Consider the following 12534-nt stretch of genomic DNA (forward strand, 5'->3'; position numbering starts at 1 on the left):
GAGAGCACCGCCGTGAACCACCCCTTCCTGGACCTCCCGCCGCTCACCCCGGAGCACTTCGCGTCGATCGAGCGGCGGGTCGCGGAGCTCCTCGGCACGCGCCAGGACGTGGTGATCACCCAGGGCGAGGCGCTGCTGCCGCTGGAGGGGTGCATCCGCTCGGCGGCGCGGCCGGGCTCGACGGCGCTGAACATCGTCACGGGCCCGTACGGGACCACGTTCGGCAACTGGCTGCGCGACAGCGGGGCGGCCGTCGTCGACCTGGCGGTGCCCTTCGACACGGCGGTGAGCGCCCCGGCGGTGGCGCGGGCGCTGGCCGAGCGGCCGGAGACCGACTTCGTCTCGCTGGTGCACGCGGAAGCCGCGACCGGCAACACCAACCCGGTCGCGGAGATCGGCGAGGTCGTACGGGCCCACGGTGCGCTGTTCATGCTGGACGCGGTGGCGTCGGTCGGTGCGGAGCCGCTGCTGCCGGACGCGTGGGGCGTGGACCTGTGCGTGATCGGGGCACAGAAGGCGATGGGCGGCCCTGCGGGCGTGTCCGCAGTGTCGGTCTCGGAGCGGGCGTGGGCCCGCTTCGCGCAGAACCCGGCGGCGCCGCGCCGTTCCTACCTCTCGCTCCTGGACTGGAAGGAACGCTGGATCGACGGGGGCCGCACGGCACTGCTGCACGCCCCCGCGCAGCTGGAGATGCTGGCGCTGGAAGCCTGCCTGGACCGGATCGCGGACGAGGGGCTGACCGGGGTGACGGCCCGCCACGCCGCCGCCTCGGCGGCGACCCGCGCGGGCGCCGTGGCGCTCGGCGTCGCCCCGTACGTGCCGCTGGACGCGCAGGCCGCGCCGGTCGCCACCACCCTGCGGGTCGCGGATGCGTCGCTGGTGGTGGCGAGGGCGCTGGCCGCCGACCCGGCGGCTCCGCTCGCGGCGGGCGGTGGCGCGCTGGGCCGGGAGATGATCCGGGTCAACCACTACGGCGCGGACGCCGCGCTCCCGGTGGTACGGGCCTGCCTGACGGCTCTGGCCGAGGCGCTGTCGGCGGACCCGTCCGAGGCGCTGGCCTCGGCAGAGGCCGCCTGGGCAGCCGCCCTCCACTGAGGCCGGCGCAGGCCGGCCCGGTGCAGGCCTGCGGGGTCCGGTTCAGGCCGGTCCGCTCACGGCATGCGCGGGGCCCGGTTCAGGCCCGGTCCGGTTCAGGCCTGCGGGACGGCGCAGGCTCCGTCGGGCTCGCAGGCGTCGGCCGCCGGGACGGGTTCGGCAACGGCCCGGCCCGCCCAGGCCTGCTCCAGCGCCCGGGTGAACACCTCGGCGGGCTGCCCGCCGGAGATGCCGTAGCGGCGGTCGAGGACGAAGAACGGCACGGCGTTGGCGCCGAGTTCGGCCGCCTCGCGCTCATCGGCCCGTACCTCGGCGGCGTAGGCGGAGTCGTCGGCGAGGACGGCGCGCGCCTCGGCCTCGTCGAGTCCGGCCTCGACCGCGAGGGCGAGCAGCACCTGCGGGTCGAAGACGGAGCGCTCCTCGGCGAAGTTCGCCCGGAAGGCGAGGTCGAGCAGCTCCTCCTGGCGGCCGCGGGCGGCGGCCAGGTGCAGCAGGCGGTGGATGTCGAAGGTGTTGCCGTGGTCGCGGCCGTCGGTGCGGTAGTCCAGGCCTTCGGAGCGGGCGCTCGCGGCGACGTGCTCCTCCATGCCGCGTGCCTCGTCGAGGGTGCGGCCGTACTTCTTGGCCAGCATCTCCAGGACGGGCGCGGTGGCGCCCTTGGGGCTGTTCGGATCGAGCTCGAAGGACCGGTAGACGACCTCCACCTCGTCACGGTGCGCGAACTCGGCCAGGCCCCGGGTGAAGCGGGCCTTGCCGATGTAGCACCAGGGGCAGGCGATGTCGCTCCAGATCTCGACGCGCATGATCCTTCTTTCTCTCCGGGTTCGACGGATTGAACGGTTCCGCCTTCAACCAACCGCGCGGCGGGCCGTCTCATTCCCCGGACGGCTCCGAGGCCCTGTGGGATGCTGGTCGGGTGACGTTGGAGGACCTCGTCCGGCTGCGCCGGGCCCGTGACCGGATGGACCGCGACTACGCCGAGCCCCTCGACGTCCCGGCGCTGGCGCGCACCGCCCTCATGTCGGCGGGCCATTTCTCCCGCAGCTTCCGCGCCGCCTTCGGGGAGACCCCCTACAGCTACCTGATGACGCGCCGGATCGAGCGCGCCAAGGCGCTGCTGCGGCGCGGCGACCTGACGGTGACGGAGGTCTGCTTCGCGGTCGGGTGTACCTCGCTGGGGTCGTTCAGCTCGCGCTTCACCGAGCTGGTCGGCGAGACCCCGAGCGCCTACCGGGCCCGCCGCCACGACGAGGGCGCCGCCGTCCCCGCCTGCATCGCGAAGATCCACACGCGCCCGGTCAGGAACGGAGAAGCGAAGGCCGGCCCCCGCCCGTAGCGTGAAGCGCATGGACATCAGGCTTTCGCAGTGCTTCATCGCCGTCGACGACCACGACAAGGCCCTGGCCTTCTACCGGGACGTCCTCGGCCTGGAGGTGCGCAACGACGTCGGGTTCGAGGGGATGCGCTGGGTGACCGTCGGCGCGCCGTCGCAGCCCGGTGTGAGCATCGTCCTCGAACCGCCCCTGGCGGACCCGAACGCCTCGCCCGCCGACCAGCGGGCCATGGCGGAACTGCTGGCGAAGGGCCTGCTGCGCGGAGTCATCTTCGAGACCGAGGACTGCGACGCCACCTTCGAGCGCATCCGCGCCGCGGGCGGCGAGGTGATGCAGGAGCCGGTCGACCAGCCGTACGGCGTCCGCGACTGCGCCTTCCGCGATCCCTCCGGCAACATGCTCCGCTTCACCCAGCCCCGGGGGCGGTGAGGCCCGGCCCCGGCGGTCCGATGCTGAGCCAGAGCGTGAGGTGGGAGCCCGTCTGCGGGGTCGCCGGGTCGGACCGCCAGCCGTGGTGGGCGTAGAAGGCCTGGGCCCGCAGGTTGTGCTCGAACACCTCCAGCCGGGCCCTGCCTATGCCCGCCCGCCGCCAGGCGTCGAGGCAGGCGGCGTGCAGGGCGGCTCCGGTGCCGCGGCGCCAGTGGCCCGGGTCGACGTGCAGCTGGGTGAGGGTGGTCTCGCCGGCCGAGGTGCGGAAGGCCGCGACACCCGTGAGCTCTCCGTCCTGCTCGGCGCAGAACACCCTGCCCTCGGCGTCACTGCGGGCCACGGCCCGGGACCAGGCCTCCCGGCTCCGCGCCAGTTCGGCCGCTCCGGCGTAGGCCTCCTCCGGGATGCGGCCGCGGTAGTAGGTCGCACGCGCCCGGCTGTGGAGGGCCGCGATGGCATCGAGGTCTGCGGGGTACGCGTTCCTGATCATGGAAAAGGGAACGCGCCGGGAACCGTGTCGGTTCCCGGCGCGCGGTCCCGGCACCGTGCGCGGCTACTTCTTCAGCCACGCCGCCATCATCTTCTGGGCGATGGGAGCGGCCAGTTTGCCGCCGCCGATCTCGGAGCGGTCGGTGTCCGAGTTCTCGATCATCACGGCGACCGCGATCTGCTTGCCGTCCAGCTTGCCGTACGAGGTGAACCAGGCCAGCGGCGGCAGGCTGTTCTTCACGCCCCGCTGGGCGGTACCCGTCTTGCCGCCCACCTCGGCCCCCGCCACCTGGGCGGGCTTGCCGCCGCCCTCGGTGGCCACGGTCCGCATGGCGTCCTGCAGCATCGAGGCCGTCCTCGCACTCATCACCTGCTCGGACTTCGGGTCCTTGAAGCTTTCGAGCACGTCCCCTCCGGCGTCGGTGACCTCGGAGACCGTGTGCGGGGCGACCAGCTTGCCGCCGTTCTCGATCGCGGCCGTCACCATCGCCATCTGGAGCGGGGTGGCCTGCACGTCGAACTGGCCGATACCCGTCAGGGCGACCTGGTCGACCGACATCTTCGCGGTCGGGTACTTGCTCGGCACGCGGGTGGTGACCGGGGTCAGGACGTTGACGTTGAAGCCGAGCTTCTCGGCCATCGCACGCATCTTGTCCTGGCCCAGCTTGGAGGCCAGTTCCGCGAAGACGTTGTTGCAGGACAGCCGCAGGGCGGTGCGCGGGGAGACGTTGTTGCAGGCCGCCGACCCCGCCTCGCTGGGCAGCTGGGTCCGCGTCCCGGGGATCGTGTACGGGTCGGGGGTGCCGGTGGGCGCGTCGAGGTTGGTGACCAGCCCGTTCTCGATGGCCGCCGCCAGGGTGACCAGCTTGAAGGTGGAGCCGGGCGCCTGCGGTTTGCGCAGGGCCACGTTCTCCATCGCCTTGCCCTGGTCGGCGGACAGTTCCTTCCAGGCCTCCTCGTCGTTGGCGCCGCTGATGCGGCCCGGGTCGAACGACGGGTTGTTCACCATGGCGAGGATCTCACCGGTCGCGGGGTCGATGGCCACGGCCGAACCCTGCTTGCCCTGGAGCGCGTCGTACGCCGCTTTCTGCACGCCCTTGTCGATGGTGGTCAGGACGTTGCCCGGGGCCGCCCGCTTGTTGGTGAGCAGGTCCATCACGGTCTTGAGCCGGCTGTCGGAGCCGTTGAGGACGTTCTTGTAGACGCCCTCCAGCATGCTCGTGCCGAAGGCCTGGGAGCTGAAGCCGGTGATCGGCGCGTAAAGCGGACCGTCGACGTACGTGCGCTTGTAGCCGAAGTCCTTGCCCCCGGTCCGCACCGAGCCGGTGATCGCCTCCCCGCCCACGATGATGTTGCCCAGCGGGTTCTCGTACTGCCCGATGAGGTTCCGCCGGTTGTTCTCGTTGTCTGCGAGGGCCTGGCCTTGGTAGGCCTGCACCCAGGTGACCCGCAGCAACAGGGCCAGCACCAGGAGCAGACAGAAGACCGACGCACGCCTGATCGTCTTGTTCATCCCCCAGAAGGACGAGCGAACGGCCCGGGCCGTTCCGCTCTGCCCCGGTTGTGGCCTGGTTCTCAGCTTTTCCTCATGATGAAGCCTCCCTCGTAGGCGGCGATGACGGCCTGCGTGCGGTCCCGGGATCCCGTCTTGGAGAGCACCGCGGCGACATGCGTCTTGACCGTCTGGGGACCCACTCCCAGCTGCTCGCTCATCTCGTGGTTGGACAGTCCCGTGGCCATCAGGCGCAGGACGTCGGCCTCCCGGTCGGTGAGCCGGGCCACCCAAGGCGCGGGGGCGGCGGCCGCACCGGCCGCGTGGCCGGAGGCCAGGGAACGGACGGCCGCGGGGAAGAGCAGCGAGTCGCCGCGCACCACGAGGCGGACCGCGCCGACCAGCTCGTCCGGATCGGCCCGCTTCAGGAGGAAGCCGGCGGCTCCTGCGCGCAGCGCCTCGTAGACGTACGCGTCGTTCTCGAAGGTGGTGACGACCACGATGCGGGGCGGGTCGGCCATGGCGGCCATGATCTGCTCGGTGGCGCGGATGCCGTCGATCTCGGGCATCCGGACGTCCATGAGCACCACGTCGGGGGCCAGTGACCGGATCAGCGGGACCGCTTCGGCTCCGGACGCCGCCTCTCCGACGACCTCCAGGTCGGGCTCGGCCTCCAGGATGACCCGCAGGGCGGTGCGCACCATCCGTTCGTCGTCGGCGAGCACGATCCGCACCGGTGGGCGGCGCGCCGCGCTCATCGGACCTCCCCGCCGAGCGGGAGGACCGCCCGCAGGCGCCACAGCCCCTGGTGGGGGCCCGCCTCCACGTGGCCGCCGAGCAGTCCGGCCCGCTCGGCGGCGCCGTGCAGCCCGCGCCCCCCGGTGGTGCGGGTCTCGCGCTCCCTGCCGGTTCCCGGCGGATTGGTCATGACGATCTCCAGTTCACGGTGTCTGCTTCCCTTCCCTGTCCGCTCCTGTACGGCGAGCCGCAGCGCGACCCGGCCCGCTCCGTGGCGCAAGGCATTGCTCAGCCCCTCCTGCACGATCCGGTACGCCTCGCGGGAGGCGATCGCCGGGAGCTGGCCCCAGTCCCCGACGGGCCCCGGGTCCTGCTCGGCGGTCACGGGGGTGCCGGAGGCCCGGGTGCGGGCCAGCAGCCCGTCGAGGTCGGCGGCGAGGGTCGGCGCGGGCGCGGCGTCCGGCCGGGCGGCGTCCCCCTCCCGCAGCAGGCCCAGTACGGTGTCCAGCTCCCCCACCGTCCGCCGGGCGGTGTCCTCGATCGCGCCGAGCGCCTCCCGTACGAACTCCGGGTCCCGGTCCAGCACCCGCCGGGAGGCGGCGGCCTGGAGGCTGACGGCGCTCAGGGCGTGCCCGACCGCATCGTGCAGCTCCCGGGCAAGCCGGTTGCGCACCGCCAGGTCGGCGGCCCGCTCCTCGGCTGCGGCGAGCCGGTCCGCGGCCGTCGGCCCGAGCAGTACGGGCGCCAGCCGGGCCAGCAGCGCCCCGGCCACCGCGCTGCACAGGCTGAGCCCGGCCAGCAGCCCGACCCCGAGCAGCGGAGCCAGGTACACGTCGGCGCCGGTGGTGAACCAGCCGATCCCGAGCGGGGATGCGCGCAGCGTGGCCGCGAACGGCAGGCAGATCAGCACCACCGCCATGGGGGGCACCGCGAGGCTCATCCCGCTGATCAGCCCGCCGACCCCCAGGTGCAGCGTCCACCAGGCGGTGGCCCGCCCCCGGGCCGCCCAGGACCGGGCGGTCCCCTCGGCCAACCGCTCCCCCGGCACCCCGCACATGGCCCGCACGGCGGTCACCGACATCGGCCGGACCAGCCCGAACACCCCGGTCGCGGCCACCAGGGGCAGCGCCGACGCGTATGCGGCCAGGCTCAGCGGGAAGGACGCGAGGGCGTTGACCCCGCCCGCGAGGATGCCGACCACCACCTGGGTGAGCAGGAAGTACGGCATCAACAGGGCCCCGCCGAGTATCAGGTGCACCCATCGCAGCCGGGCCTGCGCCCCCACCAGCCACCCCAGCCCGCGCCGCACGCCCTGGCCCGTCGCTTTCACCCCAACCCCTTACGCAGCGTGCCCCTTCCCCCGAGGCCGTTCCGTCCGGGCCCGATCCGACCCGGGCCCACGGTCATCCACCCGCCTGGGCCGCTCCCTCCTCAGCCCGCGCGGCGGCCGGTGAGGAACCGTGCGACGACCGCGCCGCCGAGCAGTCCGGTGATCATCTGGCCAGCGTAGATCAGCGCGGTGGCGGCGGTGGGCTGTTCGTCCGGGCCGAAGTCGCTGCCCAGCAGCGAGACCATCAGCCACATCCCCCAGCACAGCGCCGCGGCCGATCCGATCCACGCGCCGGCCAGCGGCCCCATCGCCCGCCGCTCCCCGCCCCGGGCCAGCAGCACCGCCCCCGCCGCGCCGGCGAGCGCGCATATCGCGTTGACCACGTGGACCACGACCCGGTCCGAGGAGTATGCGGCCACCTGGGCCGCGTTCTGCCCGGCCGTACCGCCGAAGGCCCAGTACAGACACCCCCCGGCCACCGCCAGGGCCGTCACCGCCGCGGCTCCCGCCACCACCCCCGTGGATGACGGAAGCCGCCTGCCCAGGACGCCCTGCCACGGCCCGCCCCAGCGCTCTCTCGCGTAGCCCGTGAACAGGCCGGCCAGGGCCACCGCCTGCACGATGAAGCCGGGATAGACGACATCGAACACCCAGGGTTCGAGGAAGGGTCTGCCGCCCGCCCCCAGGGCCTCGTCCGGCCCCAGCCCCACGCCCTGCACGAGGAGTTGGCCGGGGAAGGCGAGGACGATCGGGGTCAGCAGACCGGTGGCCGTGAAGACCGGGAGGACGAGCAGCCAGGACGGCACCCGCAGGCCCCACGGCCGGGTGAGCAGGAGGGCCAGCAGGACCACGCTGAAGTCCATGACCACGGTCAGGGCGTTGAGCGATATGAAGAAGGCGGTGCCCGGTTCCCGCAGCACGCTCCCCTCCGGTATGCCGAGGTGGCTCCCCGCCAGCCAGGAGATCTTCAGCGTCAGGTAGGGCACGGTGGCGGCGATCGCCACCGCGCGCAGGGTCTTGCGCCACGCCCCCGGCTCGGGGGACGGCGCCTGCGGCTGGTACGCCGCTTGCGGCGTGTGAACGGCTCGTGTGCTCATGGCTCAACGGTCCCGCCCCCGCCGTCCCGCCACCTCCCCCGTGAAGGGGATCCGCCTCCCCCGCCCGGGGGAGCCCGGCTCACATCCGCCGCGTCGCCACCGACAGCCGGTCCCGGGCCTCGAACAGTGCCGCTTTGATGGTCTGTTCATGGTCGGCCGTCAGCCGCGCCACCGGCACCGAGCAGCTCACCGCGTCCCGCGCCGGGGTCCGGTAGGGCACCGCCACCCCGAAGCAGCGCAACCCGAGCGTGTTCTCCTCGCGGTCCACCGCGTAGCCCTGCTCGCGCACCAGCGCCAGCTCCTCGATGAGCCGCTCGCGGTCGGTGATGGTGTGCTCGGTGACCGCTTCCAGCCGCTGCGGCAGCAGGGCCCGTACCTCCGCGTCGGAGTGCGTGGCCAGCAGCGCCTTGCCCAGCGCCGTCGAGTGCACGGGCAGCCGCCGTCCGACGCGGGTGAAGGGCCGCAGGTAGTGCTGGGACTGCCGGGTGGCGAGGTAGACCACGCTCGTGCCGTCCATCCGGGCCAGGTGGATGGTCTCCGTCGTGTCGTCGGAGAGCCGGTCCAGTGCGGGCCGGGCCGCCGCGACCACCTCGTCCCCGTCGATGTACGAGCTGCCGACGAGCAGGGCCCGTACGCCGATTCCGTACCGCGTGCCGGTCGCGTCCGTCTCCACCCATCCCAGGTTCACCAGCGTGCGCAGCAGCATGTAGAGGCTGGACTTGGGCAGCGCGAGGTCCTGTTGGATGTCGGCGAGGCTGTGCAGTCCGGGCCGCGCCGCGAAGTGCTCCAGCAACATGACGGTGCGCACGGCCGACTTGACGGCCGCGGGCGCTGTCGCCGAGCCCTCCGGTCCCGCGACGGACATGACGGACGCGCCGGACTCACCGGACGCGCCGGGCTCCCCTGTGGTCATTCGCCTTCTTGCCCCTCTTGTCTCTTGTCACGCCGAAGACCCGCACATAGAGTCCGGGACGGATGTGATCATTCATCCATCGGAACGGCGTTCAGAATACTGAACGAGATCGCGCGGGACAGCGGAGATCCAGGAGGCAGTGCGCCATGGCAGCAACACCAGTCTGGAGTGTGGACCCCCGCACCGGGAAGCAGCGGGAGCAGGTTGCGGTGGAGGCCACAGCCCAGGAGGTGGACGCGGCCGTACGCGCGGCCCACACCGCCCGCGGTGCGCTCGCCGACCGCACCGCCCGCGCCGCCTTCCTGCGTACCGCCGCCGACCTGCTCGACGAGGCCGCGGCCCACGTGGTCGAGGCGGCGGACGCGGAGACCGCCCTGGGCCCGGGCCGCCTCACCGGCGAACTCGCCCGCACCACCGGCCAGCTGCGGGCCTTCGCCGATGCCGTGGACGAGGGCTCCTACCTCGACATCCGGATCGACCGGGCCGATCCCTCCCTCAGCCCGCCGCGGCCCGAACTGCGCCGCTACAAGGTGCCGCTCGGTGTCGTCGCGGTCTACGCCGCCTCCAACTTCCCGCTGGCCTTCTCCGTCCCCGGCGGGGACACCGCCAGCGCGCTCGCCGCCGGCTGCCCGGTGGTCGTCAAGGCGCATCCCGACCACCCGGCCACCTCCGAGCTGTGCGCCTCGCTGCTGCGCCGGGCGGCGGTGGCGGCCGGGCTGCCGGCCGACGTGGTCGCCGTGGTCCACGGCTTCGACGCCGGTCTGGAGCTGATCCGCCACCCGCTCGTCACCGCCGCCGGGTTCACCGGCTCCATCCGGGGCGGGCGGGCGCTGTTCGACGCGGCCGCCGCCCGGCCCGTGCCGATCCCCTTCCACGGAGAGCTCGGCTCCCTCAACCCGGTCGTGGTCACCCCCGCGGCCGCCGCCGAGCGCGCCGAGGAGATCGGCGCGGGGCTGGCCGGCTCGGTCACCCTCGGCGTCGGCCAGTTCTGCGTCAAGCCGGGCCTGGTCCTGGTCCCCGAGGGCGCGGACGGCGACCGGCTCACCGGCGCGCTGGCCAAGGCGCTCGGCGAAACCGAGCCCGGGGTGCTGCTCGACCACCGGATGCGGGAGAACTTCCTCACCGGCGTACGCGAGCGGGCCGCGCTGCCCGGCGTCACGGCGCCCGTCGCGCCCGGCTCCGGCGGGGAGCACACCGTCGGCGCCGGCTACCTGACCGTGCCCGCCGCGCTCCTGCTGGAGGGCGGGGCGTACGGGCTCCTGGCCGAGGAGTGCTTCGGCCCGGTGACGGTGGTCGTCCGGTACGCCGACCAGGAGGAGGCCGGCGCGGTGCTGCGCGGGCTTCCGGGGAACCTGAGCGCGACGCTCCAGCTGTCCTCGGCCGAGACCGACGGGGGCCCCGGCCCGGCGGCGGAGCTGGTCTCGCAGGTCACGGCGCTGGCCGGACGCATCGTGGTGAACGGCTGGCCGACCGGGGTCGCGGTGGCCCCGGCGCAGCACCACGGCGGCCCGTACCCGGCGGCGACCTCGCACTCCACCTCGGTCGGGGGTACGGCGATCGAGCGCTGGCTGCGGCCCGTGGCCTACCAGTCGGTGCCGGAGCCGCTGCTCCCGCCGGAGCTGCGCGAGGCGAACCCGCTGGGTCTGCCGCGGCGGGTCACCGGCGGCTGAGCAAATTCCGTTGCCCGCCCCGCCTCTGGCGGGGCAGGCTGCCGGGTATGCCGAGACCCCACGGATTCACCTACGAGCAGCGCAGCGACCACAGCGTGGTCATCACCCACCAGGGGCGTGCTGCCGGCACCCTGCGGGGCGGGCGCGCGGAGAAGTTCCTCGCCGAGGTGGAGGCGGGTGACGCCCAGCTGGTGATGGCCCGCTGGACCGGCGCCTACAAGTTCGGCAACGAGCGGATGGCGAAGAACCACCCCCGCAACCGGCGCTGACGCGGGCGGTGGCGGCAGCGGTGGTGGCAGCGGCTCGAAATCTCCCGCGACGGTAAGGGAACGGCAAAGCGGCTCCGGTCGTTCTCCGTGCATGACCGCTATGACCCCTGGTTCCAACCTGCCGCTCAATGCCGTCCGGGTGACGGTGGACGTGGCTGCCCCGGTGCGGCTCGACGTGTCGGGTCTGCTCCTCGCGGGCGACGGCAAGGTGCGTTCCGACGCCGACTTCATCTTCTACAACCAGCCGTCCGGGCCCGGTGTCGACTACCGGTCCGGCGGCGGGGCGGCGCCCGACTCGATCACCGTGGACACCGGCGCGCTGCCGCCCGGCATCGAGCGCATCGTGGTCACCGCCAGCCCGGACGCCGCCGGCCAGACCTTCCAGGGCATCGAGCCCACGGCCACCGTCCGCCACGCGGACACCGGCGCGGTGATCGCCACCTTCACCCCTCCGCAGCTGGGCGCCGAGACGGCTCTCGTGGTGGTCGAGGTCTACCAGCGCGGCGGCGTCTGGAAGGTACGCGCGGTCGGCCAGGGCTATGCGAACGGCCTCGCCGGGATCGCCACCGACTTCGGGGTCTCCGTGGACGAGGAGCCCGCCGCGCCGGCCTCCGCCCCGCAGACCCCCGCGGCCCCGGCTGCGCAGCCCCCGTCGGCTCCCACCTGGGGAAGCACGCCGGCGGCCCCGCCGGCGCCGTCCGCCTCCTCCTGGCCGAGCGCCCCCGCCACCCCGTCGGCCCCGGCGGCCCCGCCGGCCGCCCCGGCTGCCGCCGCCGGCTCCGGGAAGGTCAACCTGGACAAGGGCCGGGTGAGCCTCCAGAAGAACCAGACCGTCTCCCTGGTCAAGAACGGCCGCCCCCTGCTCTCCCGGGTGAAGATGGGCCTGGGCTGGGAGCCCGCGTTCGGCGGCCGGGACATCGACCTCGACGCCTCCGTCATCGCGTACGGCCCGCAGCGCAACCACATCGACAGCTGCTACTTCGGCAAACTGTCGATCCTCGGCGGCGCCGTCAAGCACTCGGGCGACAACCTCACCGGCGAGGGGGCCGGTGACGACGAGGTGATCATGGTGGACCTCGGCCGACTGCCCGCCGAAGCCACCGGGCTGATCTTCACGGTGAACTCCTTCTCCGGCCAGAAGTTCACCGAGGTCGCCAAGGCCTACTGCCGCCTGATCGACGCGGCGACGGACGAGGAGCTGGTCCGCTTCGACCTGACGGGCGCCGAGCCGCAGACGGGCGTCATGATGGCGAAGCTGATTCGCCAGTTCTCGGGCGAATGGGAGATGACGGCCATGGGCGAGTTTGTGAAGTCGCGCACAGTGCGCGGCATGGTCAAGCCCGGCTCCCAGGCACTCTGAGCAGGTGGGCGGGCACATGGAGCTACGGCGACCCACCCGAGGGTGACCGAGGTGATGGATTGCACCCTTAAAGCGGAGGTAACTGTCAGTGCCCGCCCGTAGCCTTGAAACCATGTACAAGACACTCCGGCCCGCGGGTCCCGCCCGCCCGTCCGCCGCAGAGGCGAACGAGGCGATACGGCGCCTCGTCGAGACGCGGGTGGATGACGAGTGGCCCTCCGAGGCGTACGAGTTCCTGCTGGAGGAATGGGCCGCAGCCAGCCGCGCCGAGATGACCGAGGTCGCCGCCGCCCCGTGAGGGGGCGGCGGCGCAGCCGT

Annotated in this window: 14 protein-coding genes; 7 read left to right on the forward strand and 7 right to left on the reverse strand. The window is 73.4% G+C overall.

What is annotated here, in order from left to right:
- Window positions 1-12: 12 nt before the first annotated feature.
- Window positions 13-1095: an aminotransferase class V-fold PLP-dependent enzyme gene (locus AC0666_RS12655; protein ID WP_468966680.1), complete on the forward strand. Its 1083-nt coding sequence runs from the start codon at window positions 13-15 to the stop codon at window positions 1093-1095.
- A 95-nt stretch (window positions 1096-1190) separates the two neighbouring features.
- On the opposite strand, the gene AC0666_RS12660 is transcribed toward AC0666_RS12655, so the two are convergent.
- Window positions 1191-1898, reverse strand: coding sequence for a DsbA family oxidoreductase (locus AC0666_RS12660; protein ID WP_468966682.1), 708 nt, complete (start codon window positions 1896-1898; stop codon window positions 1191-1193).
- A gap of 113 nt (window positions 1899-2011) precedes the next feature.
- On the opposite strand from AC0666_RS12660, the gene AC0666_RS12665 reads away from it, so the two are divergent.
- Window positions 2012-2431 carry a helix-turn-helix transcriptional regulator gene (locus AC0666_RS12665; protein ID WP_478707575.1) on the forward strand — a complete coding sequence of 140 codons (420 nt, stop codon included), beginning with the start codon at window positions 2012-2014 and terminating at the stop codon, window positions 2429-2431.
- 10 nt (window positions 2432-2441) lie between these two features.
- Window positions 2442-2858, forward strand: a complete 417-nt coding sequence (locus AC0666_RS12670; protein ID WP_468966685.1) for a VOC family protein — start codon at window positions 2442-2444, stop codon at window positions 2856-2858.
- Here AC0666_RS12670 and AC0666_RS12675 read toward each other — a convergent pair.
- The 6 genes from AC0666_RS12675 to AC0666_RS12700 form a co-directional block, all read right to left on the reverse strand.
- Window positions 2836-3348, reverse strand: a complete 513-nt coding sequence (locus tag AC0666_RS12675) for a GNAT family N-acetyltransferase (protein WP_468584633.1) — start codon at window positions 3346-3348, stop codon at window positions 2836-2838. The two genes, AC0666_RS12670 and AC0666_RS12675, sit on opposite strands and share 23 nt — an antisense overlap.
- Window positions 3349-3411: 63 nt before the next feature.
- Window positions 3412-4860, reverse strand: coding sequence for a peptidoglycan D,D-transpeptidase FtsI family protein (locus AC0666_RS12680; RefSeq protein WP_468584635.1), 1449 nt, complete (start codon window positions 4858-4860; stop codon window positions 3412-3414).
- A 62-nt stretch (window positions 4861-4922) separates the two neighbouring features.
- Window positions 4923-5597, reverse strand: coding sequence for a response regulator (locus AC0666_RS12685; RefSeq protein WP_478707576.1), 675 nt, complete (start codon window positions 5595-5597; stop codon window positions 4923-4925).
- Window positions 5594-6907 carry a sensor histidine kinase gene (locus AC0666_RS12690; RefSeq protein ID WP_478707577.1) on the reverse strand — a complete coding sequence of 438 codons (1314 nt, stop codon included), beginning with the start codon at window positions 6905-6907 and terminating at the stop codon, window positions 5594-5596. Before AC0666_RS12690 ends, AC0666_RS12685 begins: the two co-directional genes overlap by 4 nt.
- 101 nt (window positions 6908-7008) lie before the next feature.
- On the reverse strand, window positions 7009-8004 hold the full coding sequence (locus tag AC0666_RS12695; protein ID WP_478707578.1) for a hypothetical protein: 996 nt from the start codon (window positions 8002-8004) through the stop codon (window positions 7009-7011).
- A 79-nt stretch (window positions 8005-8083) separates the two neighbouring features.
- Window positions 8084-8869, reverse strand: a complete 786-nt coding sequence (locus AC0666_RS12700) for an IclR family transcriptional regulator (RefSeq protein WP_468967561.1) — start codon at window positions 8867-8869, stop codon at window positions 8084-8086.
- A gap of 194 nt (window positions 8870-9063) precedes the next feature.
- Here AC0666_RS12700 and AC0666_RS12705 point away from each other — a divergent pair, with 194 nt between their 5' ends.
- From AC0666_RS12705 to AC0666_RS12720, 4 genes are all read left to right on the forward strand, one after another.
- A complete protein-coding gene (locus AC0666_RS12705; RefSeq protein ID WP_468966700.1) occupies window positions 9064-10587 on the forward strand; it encodes an aldehyde dehydrogenase (NADP(+)) in 1524 nt (507 codons plus the stop codon).
- 47 nt (window positions 10588-10634) lie between these two features.
- On the forward strand, window positions 10635-10856 hold the full coding sequence (locus AC0666_RS12710; protein WP_468966703.1) for a hypothetical protein: 222 nt from the start codon (window positions 10635-10637) through the stop codon (window positions 10854-10856).
- 91 nt (window positions 10857-10947) lie between these two features.
- Window positions 10948-12216, forward strand: coding sequence for a TerD family protein (locus AC0666_RS12715; RefSeq protein ID WP_478707579.1), 1269 nt, complete (start codon window positions 10948-10950; stop codon window positions 12214-12216).
- Window positions 12217-12328: 112 nt separating this feature from the next.
- Window positions 12329-12514, forward strand: a complete 186-nt coding sequence (locus AC0666_RS12720) for a hypothetical protein (RefSeq protein ID WP_356849283.1) — start codon at window positions 12329-12331, stop codon at window positions 12512-12514.
- Window positions 12515-12534 lie beyond the last annotated feature (20 nt).

The organism is Streptomyces sp. NPDC043680, assembly GCF_056436685.1.